The sequence below is a fragment of the Lactobacillus sp. ESL0681 genome, from assembly GCF_029392835.1.
In the GTDB taxonomy this organism is placed as follows: Bacteria; Bacillota; Bacilli; order Lactobacillales; family Lactobacillaceae; genus Lactobacillus.
Genome location: NZ_CP113943.1, coordinates 1,707,485 through 1,722,345, shown reverse-complemented (window position 1 = coordinate 1,722,345; position 14,861 = coordinate 1,707,485). Strand labels below are relative to the sequence as shown.

Sequence of the window (14,861 nt, the reverse complement as noted above, 5' to 3'; positions counted from 1 at the left end):
TCAATCACTATTTTTTCTTAGCGGTCCAAGGCAATCCTAAAATTTTAACTTGCGACTTAGGACTACATTCCACAGTTACCGATTCATCACTACTTGCCACGACGTTGAGTCGCATTTGCGCCTCATTTTGAACAGCTAGCTCAGCCCCATTCGAATTAAAAACCACATCATGTCCTTGCAACTTAGCATGATCACTTAGTGCTAAAAAATATTGATATTCTAAACCACCATTAAAAGTAACTCTTTGTGCAAGGCATTCAGCATTATCTTGAAAATCTGCGTGGTTTTGCACTACTGAACTGATTATGGTTACTTGCGATTTATCAACGGCAATCAGCCGATTGAATTGACTATTTTGAATAATTACATGTGGCTGCTTATCTAAGTATATTCCACCCTCAAAGTTGCTATCGATAATGTTAACCCAAGATTCATCAGTGATATAGATGCAAGCATCATCATCAGACAATAATTTACTCCCTAGCATATTGAGCCAAGTCTGCCCCTGCAAAACAATAGTATCTGCAACGGAGTTATTTAGATCTAATTCCGCATTAGTTTTAACAAAAGTATCAATACTGCCATGAATCCGGGAATTGTTAATAATCGCAGTTCCGCGACCTTCAAGAGCTAACACACCAAATTCCTCAGCCACATTTTCAATACTAGAATCGTTCATTTCCAACCGAAAATCTGCATCAGCAAATAGTGACACTGAACCATTTAAGATTCTAGTAGAATACAATTCCAGAGTAATCTTGCCATTAGCAGCAATCGCGGCTGTATCTGAACCATAACCCTTAATGACACAATTGCGCAGACTTAAATAAGTATTAGCTTCAGCAGGAACAAACAAACTATTGTTATCCTGATTAGTATTAATACACAAATTCTCCAAACTAACAAATCGACTATCACTAGCCACATTAAGATAACCTAAGATAGTAGTATCTTCCGGCAGCCCTCCAGTTCCCTTAAAGGTAACGTCTGCCAAAGTAAGGCCCTGTGGCAATTCATAAAAACCAGGTTCTAAAAAGACTACATCATCTGCTCGCAAGTCCTTAAGTGCTTCATGCCAGCTAGTTTCACCACTGCCAGCTCCTACCCTAATTAGTCTTGGCATAAAATTCCTTCCTAAAATGAAAATAAACTAGCTTTAAACTATATTATTCTTCGAAATAAAAATCTAATCAAGATTAATAAATGCAAAAGAAAAAGACAACCTAACTCGCGTTGTCTTTTCCTACAGTTATATTGGGTTAGCTGGATTCGAACCAGCGCATACTAGTACCAAAAACTAGTGCCTTACCGCTTGGCTATAACCCATTAATAATGGAGGAGGGTGGATTCGAACCGCCGAACTCAGAGAGAGCGGTTTTACAGACCGCCGCGTTTAGCCACTTCGCTACTCCTCCGTTACGCACGTTAATTATAATACAGAAAAACGTGCGCAATTGCAAGTAAAAATTACAATTCTACTTTTTATTTTCTTTGACGTACTTTTCTAACCGTTTTAGACCTTCTTCAATCTGATCTAAAGCTACTGCATAAGAGAACCTAACATAGCCTGCCCCACCTTTGTCAAAGCAAGAACCTGCAGTAACGGCAACATGAGCCTTATCAACTAAATCATAAATAAATTTATTATCATCTTGTTCTAAGCCAGCCGGAATTTTGGCAAAAATGTAAAAGGCACCATTAGGCTTAACACAGTCAAATCCTAATTTAGTTAGACCATTATACAAAATATCACGGCGCTTCTGGAATTCAGCTTTCATCGGTTGGGCATCATCCATGCCATTTTTAAAAGCCTCTTCAGCAGCATCTTGCATTGGTGTAGGTTCAGTTGTTACCACTGCCTGATGGACTTTAGCAATTTGTTCCAAAATTTCTTTAGGAGCACAAGTTATTCCAATCCGATAACCTGTCATTGCCCAAGCTTTTGACACACCATTCATTAAAATGACTTGATCATGTAGTGATTTTTCCATTGAAGCATGTGGTTGATCATAATTAAGTTCGCTATAAATCTCGTCGCATAAAGCAAAGATCGGTTTATCACGAATCACATCTGCCAAGGCATCAAGCTCTGCTTGGCTATACATTACCCCAGTTGGATTAGTTGGATAGTTCATTACCAGTAATCGAACTCGATCACCATATTGTTCCAATACCTGTTGTAATTTTTCTGGCGTCAACTTGAAGTTATCAGTAGAGGTATCAATCTCCACAATTTCAGCTCCGGAATTAAGAATCCCCAAGTCTCCCATATACATTGAAAATAATGGTGTCGGCACAACCATCACATCTCCAGGATTAAGCGTGGCAACTACCGTATCAAAAATCGATTCAGTCACGCCAGTGGTAACCAATACTTCGGTTGCTGGGTCATACTTTTGACCGTATTTTTTAGCCAAAAACTCACTAGCAGCAGTCCGCAGACCCATTGTCCCGTTAGAAGGAGCATAATGAGAATGATTATCATCAATTCCTTTTTTAGCAGCTTCCTTAATGTGATCTGGCGTATTAAAGTCTGGTTCACCCAAAGTAAACTTTACTACATCAGGAATTTTACTGGCATAATCTGAAAATTTCAAAATTGGATTTGAAGGAGCATCAGCTAAGCCTTTTTTCATGTAATTAATTAATTCAACCATTTTATTCACCGAACTTTCTTTATTAGTTTAGTAAATTATACAATTAATAACGTAATTTTTCTACCAGTATTTTTTAATTTTTAACTAATAGTTTCTTTAACAGCATCAGTAAAAATTGTTCTAACAAAAAAGCTTTAAGCAATTAACTGCTTAAAGCTTTTTTTAATAATTATTCAGCTTGCGCTTGTTTTTGATACTTAGGTAGCTCACTTTCATCACAAAAGACAAAATGCCCCGGGACCACCTCTCTTAAGCGTTGATCTGTTGAGCGATTTTCAATACTAGCATCATATGATAATCGTTGACGCTGACGCTCAACTTCTGGATCAGGCAACGGAACTGCCGATAATAGACTTTTAGTATATGGATGCAATGGATGATTATACACGGTATCAGAATCGCCTAATTCCATCAATTGTCCATGATGCATGACGGCAATTCGGTCGCTAATATATTTAACCATTGATAAGTCATGCGCGATAAATAAGTAAGTTAACTTATGTTGATCCTGGATATCCTTAAGTAAATTAACTACTTGCGCCTGAATTGACACATCCAGTGCCGAAATTGGTTCATCCGCAATAATAAATTTAGGATCAACTGCCAATGCACGGGCGATTCCAATTCTTTGCCGCTGCCCACCGGAAAATTCATGTGGATAACGGGTTGAATGATCCGGATTCAGTCCAACAATTTTTAATAATTCTGCAACTCGCTGATCACGTTCATCGGCATCTTTAACTAACCCGTGAATATCAAGTCCTTCCGCAATGATATCTTTAACTTTCATCCGCGGATCTAGTGAAGCATATGGGTCTTGGAAAATCATTTGCACATTTTGCCGAAAATGTAGCATTTCTTGACCACGTGTTTTAATCTTACTAATATCTTGACCGTCATAAATAATTTTACCAGAAGTCGGATTATATAAGCGAATAATACTGCGGCCTGTAGTACTCTTACCCGAGCCAGATTCACCTACTAAGCCAAAAGTCTCACCTTCGTAAATATCAAAGCTAACATCATCAACTGCACGTACCTCATTAGGTTTACCATGATTAAAATATTGTTTTAAATGCTGGACTTGTAAAATTTTTTTACGTTCATTCATTTGCGTAAGCCTCCTGAAGCAGTCTTAGTTAAGTGTTCATACTCTTTGGCACGCTCAAGAATCGCCTTAGGTGGCTCAACTTTAGGTGCATCTGGATGCAGTAACCAAGTTGCTGCAAAATGGGTATCACTAACTTTAAAAAATGGTGGCTGTGCTTCCAGATCGATCTGCATTGCATACGGATTACGCGGTGCAAATGCATCTCCTTTAGGTGGATCCAATAAGTCTGGTGGCGTTCCGGGAATAGAAGATAATTTACTACCTTTAATATCTAGCGTTGGCATTGAACTCAATAATCCCCAAGTATATGGATGTTTAGGTTGATAAAAAATTTCATCAACTGTACCAACCTCTACGATTTTTCCAGCATACATTACAGCTACTCGATCAGCAATTCCAGCCACTACCCCCAGATCGTGAGTGATAAAAATGATCGACGTTTCCAATCTCTTTTGTAAATCACGCATTAAATCAATAATCTGTGCCTGTACCGTAACATCTAACGCCGTGGTCGGCTCATCAGCAATCAGAATTTCTGGATTATTGACAATTGCAATTGCGATCACAATTCTTTGCCGCTGCCCACCAGAAAATTGGTGAGGAAAATCTTTCATTCGCTTCTGGGCATCAGGAATCCCAACTAATTCTAAAACTTCTTGTGCACGTTTTAACGCTTTTTCCTTGGAAATCTTATTATGAATCATTAACGGTTCGGCAACTTGACGACCAATGTTCATAGTTGGATCAAGCGAAGTCATTGGATCTTGAAAAATCATCGAAATATCGTTTCCACGATGATCGTCCATTTCTCTGTCAGACTCTTTTAACAAATCCTTGCCCTTAAATAAAATTTCACCCTGTTCAATTACCGCATTTGCAGCCAGCAAACCCATAATACTCCGAGTAGTTACCGATTTACCTGAACCAGATTCACCCACAATTGCCAGGGTTTCACCTTTTTTAAGAGTGAAACTAATATCGCGAATTGCTTGGACTGTTCCAGCAAAAGTTTTGAAATTAATTTTTAGATGATTAATTTCTAAGATATTATTTGACATTAAACTAACGCCTCCCTATTCAGATTTTGGATCAAATGCATCACGCAAACCATCAGCAAAGAGGTTAAACGCAATCATTAAGACACATAACACGATTGCTGGATACCACATTTGATAAGGTAAAAAGCGAAAGGCCTTTTGTCCATCAGATAATAACGTCCCTAAAGACGCGTTAGGTGCAGGAATCCCGATCCCAATGAAGCTTAAGAAGGCTTCAAAAAAGATCGCGTTAGGAATCGAAAACATCGTTTGAATAATAATAGTTGAGGAAAGATTCGGTATCAAATGCTTTAGCGCAATCTTAAATGAAGACTCTCCAAGCGTTAATGAAGCCAAAACATACTCTTGTTCCTTGAGTTGCAACGTTTGCGCTCGAATTAACCTTGCCATTGTTACCCAGCTACTAAATGCAATCGCGATAATAATTGATGATAACCCAGGCTTTAAGACCAAGAGCAATAAAATTACCACAATTAAGTTGGGTACCGATGAAATGATTTCAATAATCCGCTGCATAAAGGTGTCAACTTTTCCACCTTTCCAGCCAGAAATGATTCCATAGGGCAGCCCAATTAGTAAGTCAACCAATGTTGCAACAAAAGCAATAATTAGCGATAATCTAGTTCCATATAATACCCGCGAAAACAGATCCCGACCTAAATAGTCTGTTCCTAGTAGATAAGTCCGATTTTTAGGAACATTATTAGTCTCATAAGGATGCGTTATGATTCCTGCCGCATTTTTAATTTCACCGCGAAAACCGGGAATATTAGTATTAGCAATCCGCGGCGGCAAATTAGCGTAATCTGCATTCTGAGTATTAGGATCATTTGGAGCCAAAATTGGTGAGCAAAAAGCCACCACTGCAATAATTAATAAGACAAAAAATGAAACTACTGCCACCTTATTTTTACGTAAGCGGCGAACAGCATCTTGAAAGAAGGTTAAAGATGGAGCGCTGATTTTTTCCTGATTAGCAGATTGATCACCAGCAATTTTTTCAAAACTTTCGGCTGTAATCTTTACATCTTCCATTTAATTATCCTCCTTATCAGTCAATCTAATCCGTGGATCAATAATGCCGTATAAAATATCAGTAATTAACAGCATGATCATGAATAATAATGCATAGAAAATTGTCAGCCCCATGATCGTCGGATAATCGTTGGTCATGATCGACTTAACAAACTGTTCCCCGATTCCTGGGATCGAAAAGATATTTTCGACTACCATAGAACCAGTTAAAATACTGGCAGTTAGTGGTCCCAAAATCGTAATTACAGGGATTAACGAATTGCGTAGCGTGTGCTTGACCACAGTCTGCCAACGCGTATTTCCCTTAGCCTTAGACAACTCAATATAATCGCTATTCAACACATCAACCATTTCTGTACGCATAAACCGCGCCGTCTGAGCAAGTGGCGATACCGCCAGAGCAAGTGATGGTAAAATGCTGGATTCCCAACCGTTCCAAAGGGCAATCGGAAACATATGCCATTTGAAAGCTAGGAAAAATTGTAGTAAAACTCCTAACACAAAGCTGGGAACAGAAATCCCCACAATCGAGACAAAGGTTGCCAGTGTATCAATCCAATTATTTTTATTAATTGCCGCAACTGCTCCTAACAGAATTCCTAAGATTGAACCCAGAATCATTGCCTGGGACCCAATTAGCAGCGATGGTTTTAATCTTGAAATAATTAATTGCAGTACCGGTTGGTTATTAAATTGGAAAGAAGTCCCAAAATCTCCATGCAACATATTACCTAAGTAGATTAAATATTGTTCCCAAACCGGTTTATTTAAACCGTACTGGTCATTCATGATTTTTAATTGGGCTGCCGATAATTTTTCTTGATTAGAAAATGGTGTCCCTGGCATTAATTTCATCATAAAGAAAGTGACACTTGCCACAATAAACAAAGTTAAAATCATGTAGCCGAGGCGTTTTAAAACATATTTCCACATTTGTTAGCCAACTCCTTATCAAATAAAACAAAAACGAAGTCCAGAATTAACTGATAACTCCGCTTTCGTTTTAACATTTTTTATTTATTTGTTAACTCGCACTGAAACCATGTTATAACTACCATTTGGTGATAAGGTCATGTTCTTAACCTTTGACTTGGTCATATGTGCTTCACCTACTTGATAAAGTGGTACGACACCCTGTTCCTTATTCAGAACATCTTGAGCTTCCTTCATATCTTGCCAACGTTTACTTGGATCATTAGCATCTTGCATCATGCTCTTGTCAACTAAATCATCAAACTTAGAATTCTTCCATTTACCAAAATTGTAACTAGCCTTTGACGTCATTAATGTTAAGAAGTTAATTGGATCTGGGAAGTCAGCATTCCAAGCGGTCACTACCATATCAAAGTCGCCACTGTCTGAACGACTTAAACGAGTCTTAAATGGAACATTATTAAGAGTAACCTTCAGTCCTGGTAGTTCTTCTAATTGATTTTGCAAAAACTCATCGAGCTTCTTAGCAGCATCTGTATCATCACCTAACATAGCAAAATTAAATTTTTTGCCAGTATTACCAGTTTCAGCTAAACCTTGCTTCCATAGCTTTTTAGCTTCTTTAGGATCATATTTAGCATATTCAGCTGCACTAGCCTTAGTTTCATCAACAAAGTCTTTTGACTTATCTGTTGGATTAGTCGCCATGTTTCTTGGCATAAACGAATCAGCAGGTTGACTACCGTCTCCTAAGACCTTCTTAGTCATTTGCGGACGATTGATTGATAGCGAAATTGCCTGACGGATCTTTTTATTCTTAAAGAGTGGTTGTCTCTTCAAATTTGGTGCGATATAGAAAGTTGAATTCATTTTTCGTGAATTGTAACCTTTTGAACCACGCATCTGCTTAGCATTATCACCAGTAATGATGACATCATCTAACTTGTTAGATTGATATAAGTTCAGAGCAGTCGTTGGATCTTTAACAACTTGATATTGTAATTTCTTAACTTTAACGTTCTTAGCATTCCAATAGTCCTTGTTCTTAACTTCATTCCAAGTATTATCTGGACCATCCCAGTTAACTAACTTGTAAGGTCCGTTAAAGACCAAGGTCTTAGAATTAGTACCGTATTTCTTACCCCATTTTTCTACTACTTTTTGATTCTGTGGGAAGTAGAAGGCACAGGTCATTAACTTATTGAAGTATGGAATTGGCTTTTCTAAAGTAACTTGCAAAGTATGCTTGTCTACTGCCTTAACTCCTAAAGTCTTAGCTGACTTCTTACCAGCAGTAATGTCTTTAGCATTAGCAATCCCTTCATAAATATAAGCATATTGTGACTTAGTCTTAGGGTCAACCGTGCGCCGCCATGCAAAAACAAAATCGTCAGCTGTCACTGGATCACCGTTGCTCCATTTGGTATTACGCAATGGAAAAGTATAAGTCAAACCATTATTAGTTGGCTTAACTACCTTAGTAGCAATTCCCGGCTTAACAGTCTTACCTTCATAACGATATAATCCTTCCATGGTATTAGTCGCAGCCTGTGAACCAATTACATCAGTATTCAAAGATGAATCCATTGTTGCAATGACATCCTTGGTCATGATCTTAACCGTACTTGACGGTGCCTTTGATTTTGACGAGTCGCTGCTCTTATTGCCGCAACCAGCTAACACAAAAGTACTCAGTAAAGCTGTTGCTCCCAGAGCAAGCAATTTTTTAACTTTCATTTATAACTCTCCCTCAATCTATATTCTAATACTTTTGTTATAGTTTACATTGTTGTACATTAAAAGTAAATATGTTTTATATGAAAATGTAACACAATTATAGAGGGACTTTCTGAAAATATTGTTTATTTTTGGATATCATTGTAAATTATACGGTGGTGAAAATACTATAATATCAATAATTATTTGCTTTTGGCTTAAAAATCACGTTATCAATACTACTTTAAATAGCTAAAATATTTTCAATTAAAAATAACAGTTGATTTTTTAATTTAAACAAAAAACCACAAACTTAGTTGTCCTAAATTTGAGGTTTTTCTTAATTTAATTAACAAAATAACTTACTTAAAGTTACTTAATTTAACATAACCACCATGGCTTAATATCCCATATTTTTTATTCTTAATGGTCTTGGTGCCATAAGTTTTGACTAGGGATTTTTTCCGTAGTACTTTTTTACCTAGCCTTTTACCGTTTTGGTCATAAATATAAGCATTATGGGTTAGCCTGGCTTCAATACCAGCAAAATTACTTACTCGAAGATACTGGTCATTGCCTAAAGTGTAGTATTTTTTTCCATTAATAGTCTTAGTACCTAAAACCATAACAGATTGATTCTTCCTAATTACCTTCTTACCAATCCGTTTTCCGTGTTGGTTATAAACGTAGGCATTATGCTTCAGTTTTTTCTCAGTAGCAACAGGAAGCGGCTTGTCAGGAGTAGGAGTTTCTGGTTCAGCTGGAGTTGGTGGTTCTGGAACAGGAACTTGGACCGGATCAGTTTTAGCAATCATAATCGGTAAGTTCTTCTTAGTGCCATCACCGTAGCTAATTTTAATAACGGCATTGCCCAACTGATCGGCAGTAGCTTCTTTTATATCAGGATCTAGATTACCTGCTAAATCCACAACAGCCCCGCCATCAACTAACTGGTAGTCTTTAGTCATTGCTTTATTAGGAATCCAACTCACTTCAACAATTGTATTATTACCATTATGAGTATAGTCGACTAATCCTTTTAATTCCTCTGTGGTCTTGAGCGAATTATCCGTTATATCAACAAAGCCAACAATCTCGTCTACAGCTTCATTTATCTTTGATTGTCCAGTTGTAACAGTAATTCTTTTGCCTGAAGCTTGATAGCGCTCATTATCTAATAAACGAGTAATGATATAACTCTCCTTAACAGGAACTTGAGCTAAATCACCACCATATAAAGCTTGTAATTCATCAGTTGTATACGAACTGCCACTTGGCAAGGTTGGAGTCCCAGTACCTACGGCTTTAATCCCCGTCGCCATCGTTGCAATGCCAGTATTGGTATCAAATTTAGTCCGACCTAAAGTTAGAACAAATCGCCCTTTATTGCCCGTTTCCCAAAGCATCCTATCCATCTTACCTAGTGCTTGATCAGTTACAAAATTACTAATATCTAGGTCAGTCAACCCACTATTATCGCTAAACATCGCGGTAAAGTTAGTAACCTTGCTAGTATCAAAGCTTCCCACATTAAGTGATTTCAAACTAGCATCATTATAGAACATATATTTCATATCAGTAACATTACTGGTATTAAAACTAGCTAAGTCGAGCTTTTCCAGTTTCGTTGCACCAGCAAAAAGATAACTCATATCTGTCATTTGACTAGTATCTAGCCGATCGGTACCACTAATTGTTCTGAGACTGGTCAACCCACCAAATTTACCTTGGCTGATCTTGGCTGCACTGTGAGGACTGTTTTGATTAATTTGATCAATTAAATCGTCTAGCAAACCTCGTCCTTTTACTGAAGTCTGTTCAGGATCAACTAAAGAAATTTTGTCCTTAATCACAATTTCTTGAATCGATTTAGCAATTTCAGTCCCTAAAAGCTTACTTAATGAATTGCCAGAAAGCTCGTTACCCTTGGCAGTAGCACTAATTGTTAGTGTCTGCTTTTGGGCATCATAGCTTAACGTGGCCTGCCCATCCTGCACTACTTTATCTTGAACAGCAGAATTTTTATTTGCTAAAACAGAAGTCGCTTTGACCTCACTACTGATTAAAGCGACACTTGCCACACTGCTAACCATTGCAACGCCAAATAATGCTTGACGTGTAATCTTCGACATCTTGTTGGTCTTGCTGTATTTAGTAAAATTAATTTTTATTTACCTCCAGGAATATTAAAAATAGTAAGACCCGATGAATTATATCAAGTTTTTTGCTAAGTACAAGTTGAATAACAAATTCTACCTGATTGATTCTCATGTAAGCATGATGAATACTAAAACACTGTCAAATAAAATAATTTTAACGGAGTTCTTTCTAGTCATAATTAAATTCGTATTTGTTTTATGATTCAAATAAACTAGCTTTTATAACAAAAATGCTATAATTAAAAAGAGAGCAGTAGTATTGTCCACACGCTCCCCTTTTAAAAAATTATTGCTTATAATGACGTCTAATATAATCAACAATCATGTCAGCAATAACATTGGCTAGTATGCCAGATACTAGACCAATTATAAATGTTAACACAGGAGTTCATCTCCTTAGAATTATCATAATTAAGATTGGTTAAGTCTTAGATAATTCCATTTGTCATTTTACCAGAATTTTATACATTGACAATACAGATAGTTGCTCATACAATATAAATATAAATGTTGACATTGGGGTAAATCTCCAAAGTCCTAAAGTTGGTTACTTTAGGCAGTCATTAAAATGATCCTCTGTTTACGCAGAGGATTTTTTAATACTGTCACAAACACGACCTTAGATAAAATCGCTCCTCTAATTCAGGGTAATGGTTAACATCCCTGAAATACAATTTTGGTACCTCAGCTAATTAAACCTGTTATAATAAAAAGTGAGCAGTGGTATTGTCCACACGCTCTCTTTTAAACATCGGGCTATTTCTTGAAATGGTCATACAGCCATGAAGAAATTAAGTTAGCTAGTATACCTGATACTAGACCCAAAACGAATGATACCATAGAGGCATTCATCTCCTAGAATTACCATAATTGAGAGTGGTTAAGTTTCAGATAATTCCATTAGTCATTTTACCAGAATTTTATTTATTGACAATGACTTAAAATATTGTAGAATGATAGTGAATGATATCAATGAGGCTGAACCTCAAAAAGCCCTAAAGCTGGTTACTTTAGGCAGTCATTAAAACGATCCTCTGTTTACGCAGAGGATTTTTTAATACCGTCGCAAAATACGACTAAATTATTCGGTAGGGCCAACTTAATGGAGTCGTAAATCGCGACCCCAAGTCAAAAAAACTTACTACCTTTAGAGTAGTTTTTCTTTTATAATTACGAGAAATCCGAGTCCCTAAAAATGGAAAATACGACAAATGCGACCCCCTAAAAAGAGAAAATCTTTTTAAGACAATTTCGGATATTAAGATTTTGCTAACCGTGAAATGCAAAAAATGCACCATAAATATCCGCCGGCGGAATTAAACACTTTTAAAATGACACTTATAAGCAAAAACTTTGCACCGATTTATATAATTACAGCTAATTTCATCTAATTCTATTTAACAAAAAAGCCTTAACACCAACGCCTGACGCTAATTGACATTAAGACTGATTACTTTAATTGGGTTAGCTGGATTCGAACCAGCGCATACTAGTACCAAAAACTAGTGCCTTACCGCTTGGCTATAACCCAAACATTTGAGCTTTTACTTGTCACTCAACATTAATAGTATAGAGAATTAGGTTTTCCAAGTCAAGCATAAATTAAATCTTTTTACTGTTAAAGATTTAGCTCATAAGCATATCTAGCACCATCTTCAGTTTGATCAACTTGAACAATACCACAGTATTGATAACCCATCGACTCAATTAATGCTTGCATACGCTTATTTAAAGCATGCGTATCTATCCGAAAATTACTAAACCCCAGCGCAATTGCACATGAAAGCAGATTAGAAATGAACGTTTGACCTAAATGCTGACCGCGAAACTCAGAATCAATTGCAATTCGATGGATTGTGGCATACGGAGATTGATTATTATGCCATTTTCCAGTAATTTTGGCATAGCTAGAATCGGGTGTCGTTTGCAAAACAGCCACTCCCGCAATCTTTTGTTTGACGACTAAGACATATGCCCGCTTTAAGGCAATGTCCTGCTCAAACATTGCCTGGTTAGGCCGCCCATCTTGCCATTGCGGACTGCCATCCTCTTTTAGTAACTGCTTTGCATTATCGATAATTTTTATAATAGCAGGTAAATCTTCCTTAACTGCTTTGCGTATATAAACTAACACTTTTAAGTTTCCTAACTCCTATTCTGTTATAATAAGACTATTCAAAAAATCACAAGGAGAATCTCTATGGGAATTAAATTAATTGCACTCGACACCGATGGCACCTTGCTAACGTCAAATAGTAAGATTTTGCCGAGTACTAAAGCTGCAGTTGAGCGTGCGCTTAAGCAAAACATTAAAGTAGTCTTGTGTTCTGGTCGACCAATTGCAGGGCTAGCTCCCTATCTGACTGAACTAGGAATTACTGGCAGTGACCAGTATGTTGTTACTCTAAACGGTGCAATCTCAATGACTACTAATAAACAAATCATTACCAAGGATCTAGTTTCTAACCAATTATATCGCAAAATAACCGCATTTAGCTTAGCAAATCAACTTCCGTTTAATGTAGTTGATGAAAATTCTAACATTATCACTGCTGATCATAACATTGACTATGTCGTTTATCTGCAGGCTTATGAAAATACTGCTCCGTTGTATGTCCGTACACCCGATGAGTTACCTGCAGACTTTCAAGCAGCTAAAGGATGTTTTGTTGGAACACCTGAACTACTTGACCAATGGGAAGAGGCAATCAAACAGGCATTTAGTTCCGAATTATATGTTATCCGTTCAGATCCCCACTTTATCGAGCTCCTCAATCCTAAGGTCAACAAGGGCAATGGATTGAGCGAATTAAGCCAATCCCTAGGAATTAAAGCTGATGAAGTAATGGCAATCGGCGACGAACGAAACGATATTCCAATGTTTGATTTTGCTGGAACTAGCGTCTGTATGGGAAATGGCAGTCAAGCAGCTAAAGAATCGGCAGACTATATTACTGCTACCAATGATGATGATGGTATTAGTCAGGCTTTTGACAAATTTGTATTTTAATTAAAAAAGGACAGTCTAGCTAAGATTGTCCTTTTTGTGTTGTTTAAATTTACGGCTTAAACCCTTGATTGTACTTTTCACTTTTAACTATATACGTCGGAACACTTATGTAATGTAAAGAACAAATATTTTCAGTCTGCGAGATACTGAAGCCAAAATAATTATAGTCACGATCATGGATGCTACCTTGGATATTAAAGAGATCACCCGCATGTTGCCATTCTTGATAAAGGCTGCGATTATTCCGATCAGCTTCGCCGCTACCAACATAACCAAAAATCATTTGTTTCAATCCAAAATAGATATTTTGCTTCAATTGCGCCATTGTCATTATTGACGACTGATGATAAAAGCCAGCCATATCTTCAACATAATTATCGTTAAGATTTAACCCATTAGCCTGACTAGCACTTACAATCCCAGCAACATAATGTCCATTAGCAATCGTTTGTCGATGATCGCTATATTCTTTAGCGATATCTTGCGCGAGTTTTTGCGTGCCTGAACTATTCACCCATGGCTTTAAAGCTAAATCTTTTCGCGCATTATTAATTAACCGTAAACTAAATGAAGTTAGCTCAGTTAGTTGAGTTTGCGACACATTAGTTAAGTCAACTTGTTCCTGCTCATCTCGCTTATTCTCACTTTTTTTACCCCTACTAAAGTTATTATCTTGCATTCCCTGCATTGAAGCAGTCACGAAAGCCTTACTTGGCTTTCCTTGATATGCTTGTAACAATGCCTTTTTAGTATAACCCTTGGGCAATTTTAGTTTAGCTTGCTGATATTTAGCTGCTGGCTTGCTTAGCTTAACATCTTTAGCCAAAATCCAATGCGAGTTGTTTCCAATTTTATAGGCAACCAGTTTTTTACGACCGATTTTACCTTTCTTGCTATATGGATAACGATATTTTGCTAAGGCATAGTAATTGGAGTGTTTACCCGATAAATGATACAGCCTGACTCTTTGATGATGCTTAACCTTAATATAGCCCTTTACCGTTGCTGCTTGGACAGCTAGCAGCTCACTAGCTTCTTTAATACCAAATCCCACCAGCATCATGAATCCACTAATTACAGCAATTACCAATTTCTTTTTCTTCATCATTTTCCTCAAGAATAGCGCCTTAATTCAACAAGCTTACTCGTTATTTTAAAGCCCACCGACTCCAATTGCAATTA

Annotated in this window: 11 protein-coding genes and 3 tRNA genes; 1 reads left to right on the top strand and 13 read right to left on the bottom strand. The window is 37.1% G+C overall.

Going from position 1 to position 14,861, the window contains the following annotated elements; genetic code table 11:
• Positions 1–7: 7 nt before the first annotated feature.
• The 12 genes from OZX59_RS08155 to OZX59_RS08100 form a co-directional block, all read right to left on the bottom strand.
• Positions 8–1,123 carry a hypothetical protein gene (locus OZX59_RS08155; RefSeq protein WP_277125877.1) on the bottom strand — a complete coding sequence of 372 codons (1,116 nt, stop codon included), beginning with the start codon at positions 1,121–1,123 and terminating at the stop codon, positions 8–10.
• Positions 1,124–1,254: 131 nt separating this feature from the next.
• Positions 1,255–1,326 (bottom strand) — tRNA-Gln (locus tag OZX59_RS08150).
• Between the two features lie 7 nt (positions 1,327–1,333).
• Positions 1,334–1,415: transfer RNA gene (locus tag OZX59_RS08145), tRNA-Tyr, on the bottom strand.
• Positions 1,416–1,475: 60 nt separating this feature from the next.
• On the bottom strand, positions 1,476–2,657 hold the full coding sequence (locus OZX59_RS08140; RefSeq protein WP_277125876.1) for an aminotransferase class I/II-fold pyridoxal phosphate-dependent enzyme: 1,182 nt from the start codon (positions 2,655–2,657) through the stop codon (positions 1,476–1,478).
• Positions 2,658–2,826: 169 nt separating this feature from the next.
• Positions 2,827–3,768: an ATP-binding cassette domain-containing protein gene (locus tag OZX59_RS08135; RefSeq protein WP_277125875.1), complete on the bottom strand. Its 942-nt coding sequence runs from the start codon at positions 3,766–3,768 to the stop codon at positions 2,827–2,829.
• The gene (locus tag OZX59_RS08130) at positions 3,765–4,826 is read right to left on the bottom strand and encodes an ABC transporter ATP-binding protein (RefSeq protein WP_277125874.1); all 1,062 of its coding nucleotides are present in this window, start codon (positions 4,824–4,826) and stop codon (positions 3,765–3,767) included. Before OZX59_RS08130 ends, OZX59_RS08135 begins: the two co-directional genes overlap by 4 nt.
• Before the next feature lie 15 nt (positions 4,827–4,841).
• Complete coding sequence (locus OZX59_RS08125) at positions 4,842–5,861, bottom strand: ABC transporter permease (RefSeq protein ID WP_277125872.1); 1,020 nt, start codon at positions 5,859–5,861, stop codon at positions 4,842–4,844.
• The gene (opp3b, locus tag OZX59_RS08120; protein WP_277125871.1) at positions 5,862–6,794 is read right to left on the bottom strand and encodes an oligopeptide ABC transporter permease; all 933 of its coding nucleotides are present in this window, start codon (positions 6,792–6,794) and stop codon (positions 5,862–5,864) included. It abuts the gene before it with no gap.
• 84 nt (positions 6,795–6,878) lie between these two features.
• On the bottom strand, positions 6,879–8,531 hold the full coding sequence (locus OZX59_RS08115; RefSeq protein WP_277125870.1) for a peptide ABC transporter substrate-binding protein: 1,653 nt from the start codon (positions 8,529–8,531) through the stop codon (positions 6,879–6,881).
• Positions 8,532–8,872: 341 nt separating this feature from the next.
• On the bottom strand, positions 8,873–10,642 hold the full coding sequence (locus OZX59_RS08110) for an SLAP domain-containing protein (RefSeq protein WP_277125869.1): 1,770 nt from the start codon (positions 10,640–10,642) through the stop codon (positions 8,873–8,875).
• A gap of 1,486 nt (positions 10,643–12,128) precedes the next feature.
• Positions 12,129–12,200 (bottom strand) — tRNA-Gln (locus tag OZX59_RS08105).
• A gap of 87 nt (positions 12,201–12,287) precedes the next feature.
• On the bottom strand, positions 12,288–12,803 hold the full coding sequence (locus OZX59_RS08100; protein WP_277125868.1) for a GNAT family N-acetyltransferase: 516 nt from the start codon (positions 12,801–12,803) through the stop codon (positions 12,288–12,290).
• 66 nt (positions 12,804–12,869) lie between these two features.
• Between OZX59_RS08100 and OZX59_RS08095 the strand changes: the two genes are divergently transcribed.
• Positions 12,870–13,679, top strand: a complete 810-nt coding sequence (locus OZX59_RS08095) for a Cof-type HAD-IIB family hydrolase (RefSeq protein ID WP_277125867.1) — start codon at positions 12,870–12,872, stop codon at positions 13,677–13,679.
• Positions 13,680–13,728: 49 nt separating this feature from the next.
• On the opposite strand, the gene OZX59_RS08090 is transcribed toward OZX59_RS08095, so the two are convergent.
• A complete protein-coding gene (locus OZX59_RS08090; RefSeq protein ID WP_277125865.1) occupies positions 13,729–14,784 on the bottom strand; it encodes an SEC10/PgrA surface exclusion domain-containing protein in 1,056 nt (351 codons plus the stop codon).
• Positions 14,785–14,861 lie beyond the last annotated feature (77 nt).

Coding starts and splice junctions, on each gene's coding strand:
- OZX59_RS08135 (WP_277125875.1), bottom strand. CDS start 3,768: ATGAATGAACGTAAAAAAATTTTACAAGTCCAGCATTTAAAACAATAT.
- OZX59_RS08090 (WP_277125865.1), bottom strand. CDS start 14,784: ATGAAGAAAAAGAAATTGGTAATTGCTGTAATTAGTGGATTCATGATG.
- OZX59_RS08130 (WP_277125874.1), bottom strand. CDS start 4,826: ATGTCAAATAATATCTTAGAAATTAATCATCTAAAAATTAATTTCAAA.
- OZX59_RS08125 (WP_277125872.1), bottom strand. CDS start 5,861: ATGGAAGATGTAAAGATTACAGCCGAAAGTTTTGAAAAAATTGCTGGT.
- OZX59_RS08115 (WP_277125870.1), bottom strand. CDS start 8,531: ATGAAAGTTAAAAAATTGCTTGCTCTGGGAGCAACAGCTTTACTGAGT.
- OZX59_RS08140 (WP_277125876.1), bottom strand. CDS start 2,657: ATGGTTGAATTAATTAATTACATGAAAAAAGGCTTAGCTGATGCTCCT.
- OZX59_RS08110 (WP_277125869.1), bottom strand. CDS start 10,642: ATGTCGAAGATTACACGTCAAGCATTATTTGGCGTTGCAATGGTTAGC.
- opp3b (WP_277125871.1), bottom strand. CDS start 6,794: ATGTGGAAATATGTTTTAAAACGCCTCGGCTACATGATTTTAACTTTG.
- OZX59_RS08155 (WP_277125877.1), bottom strand. CDS start 1,123: ATGCCAAGACTAATTAGGGTAGGAGCTGGCAGTGGTGAAACTAGCTGG.
- OZX59_RS08095 (WP_277125867.1), top strand. CDS start 12,870: ATGGGAATTAAATTAATTGCACTCGACACCGATGGCACCTTGCTAACG.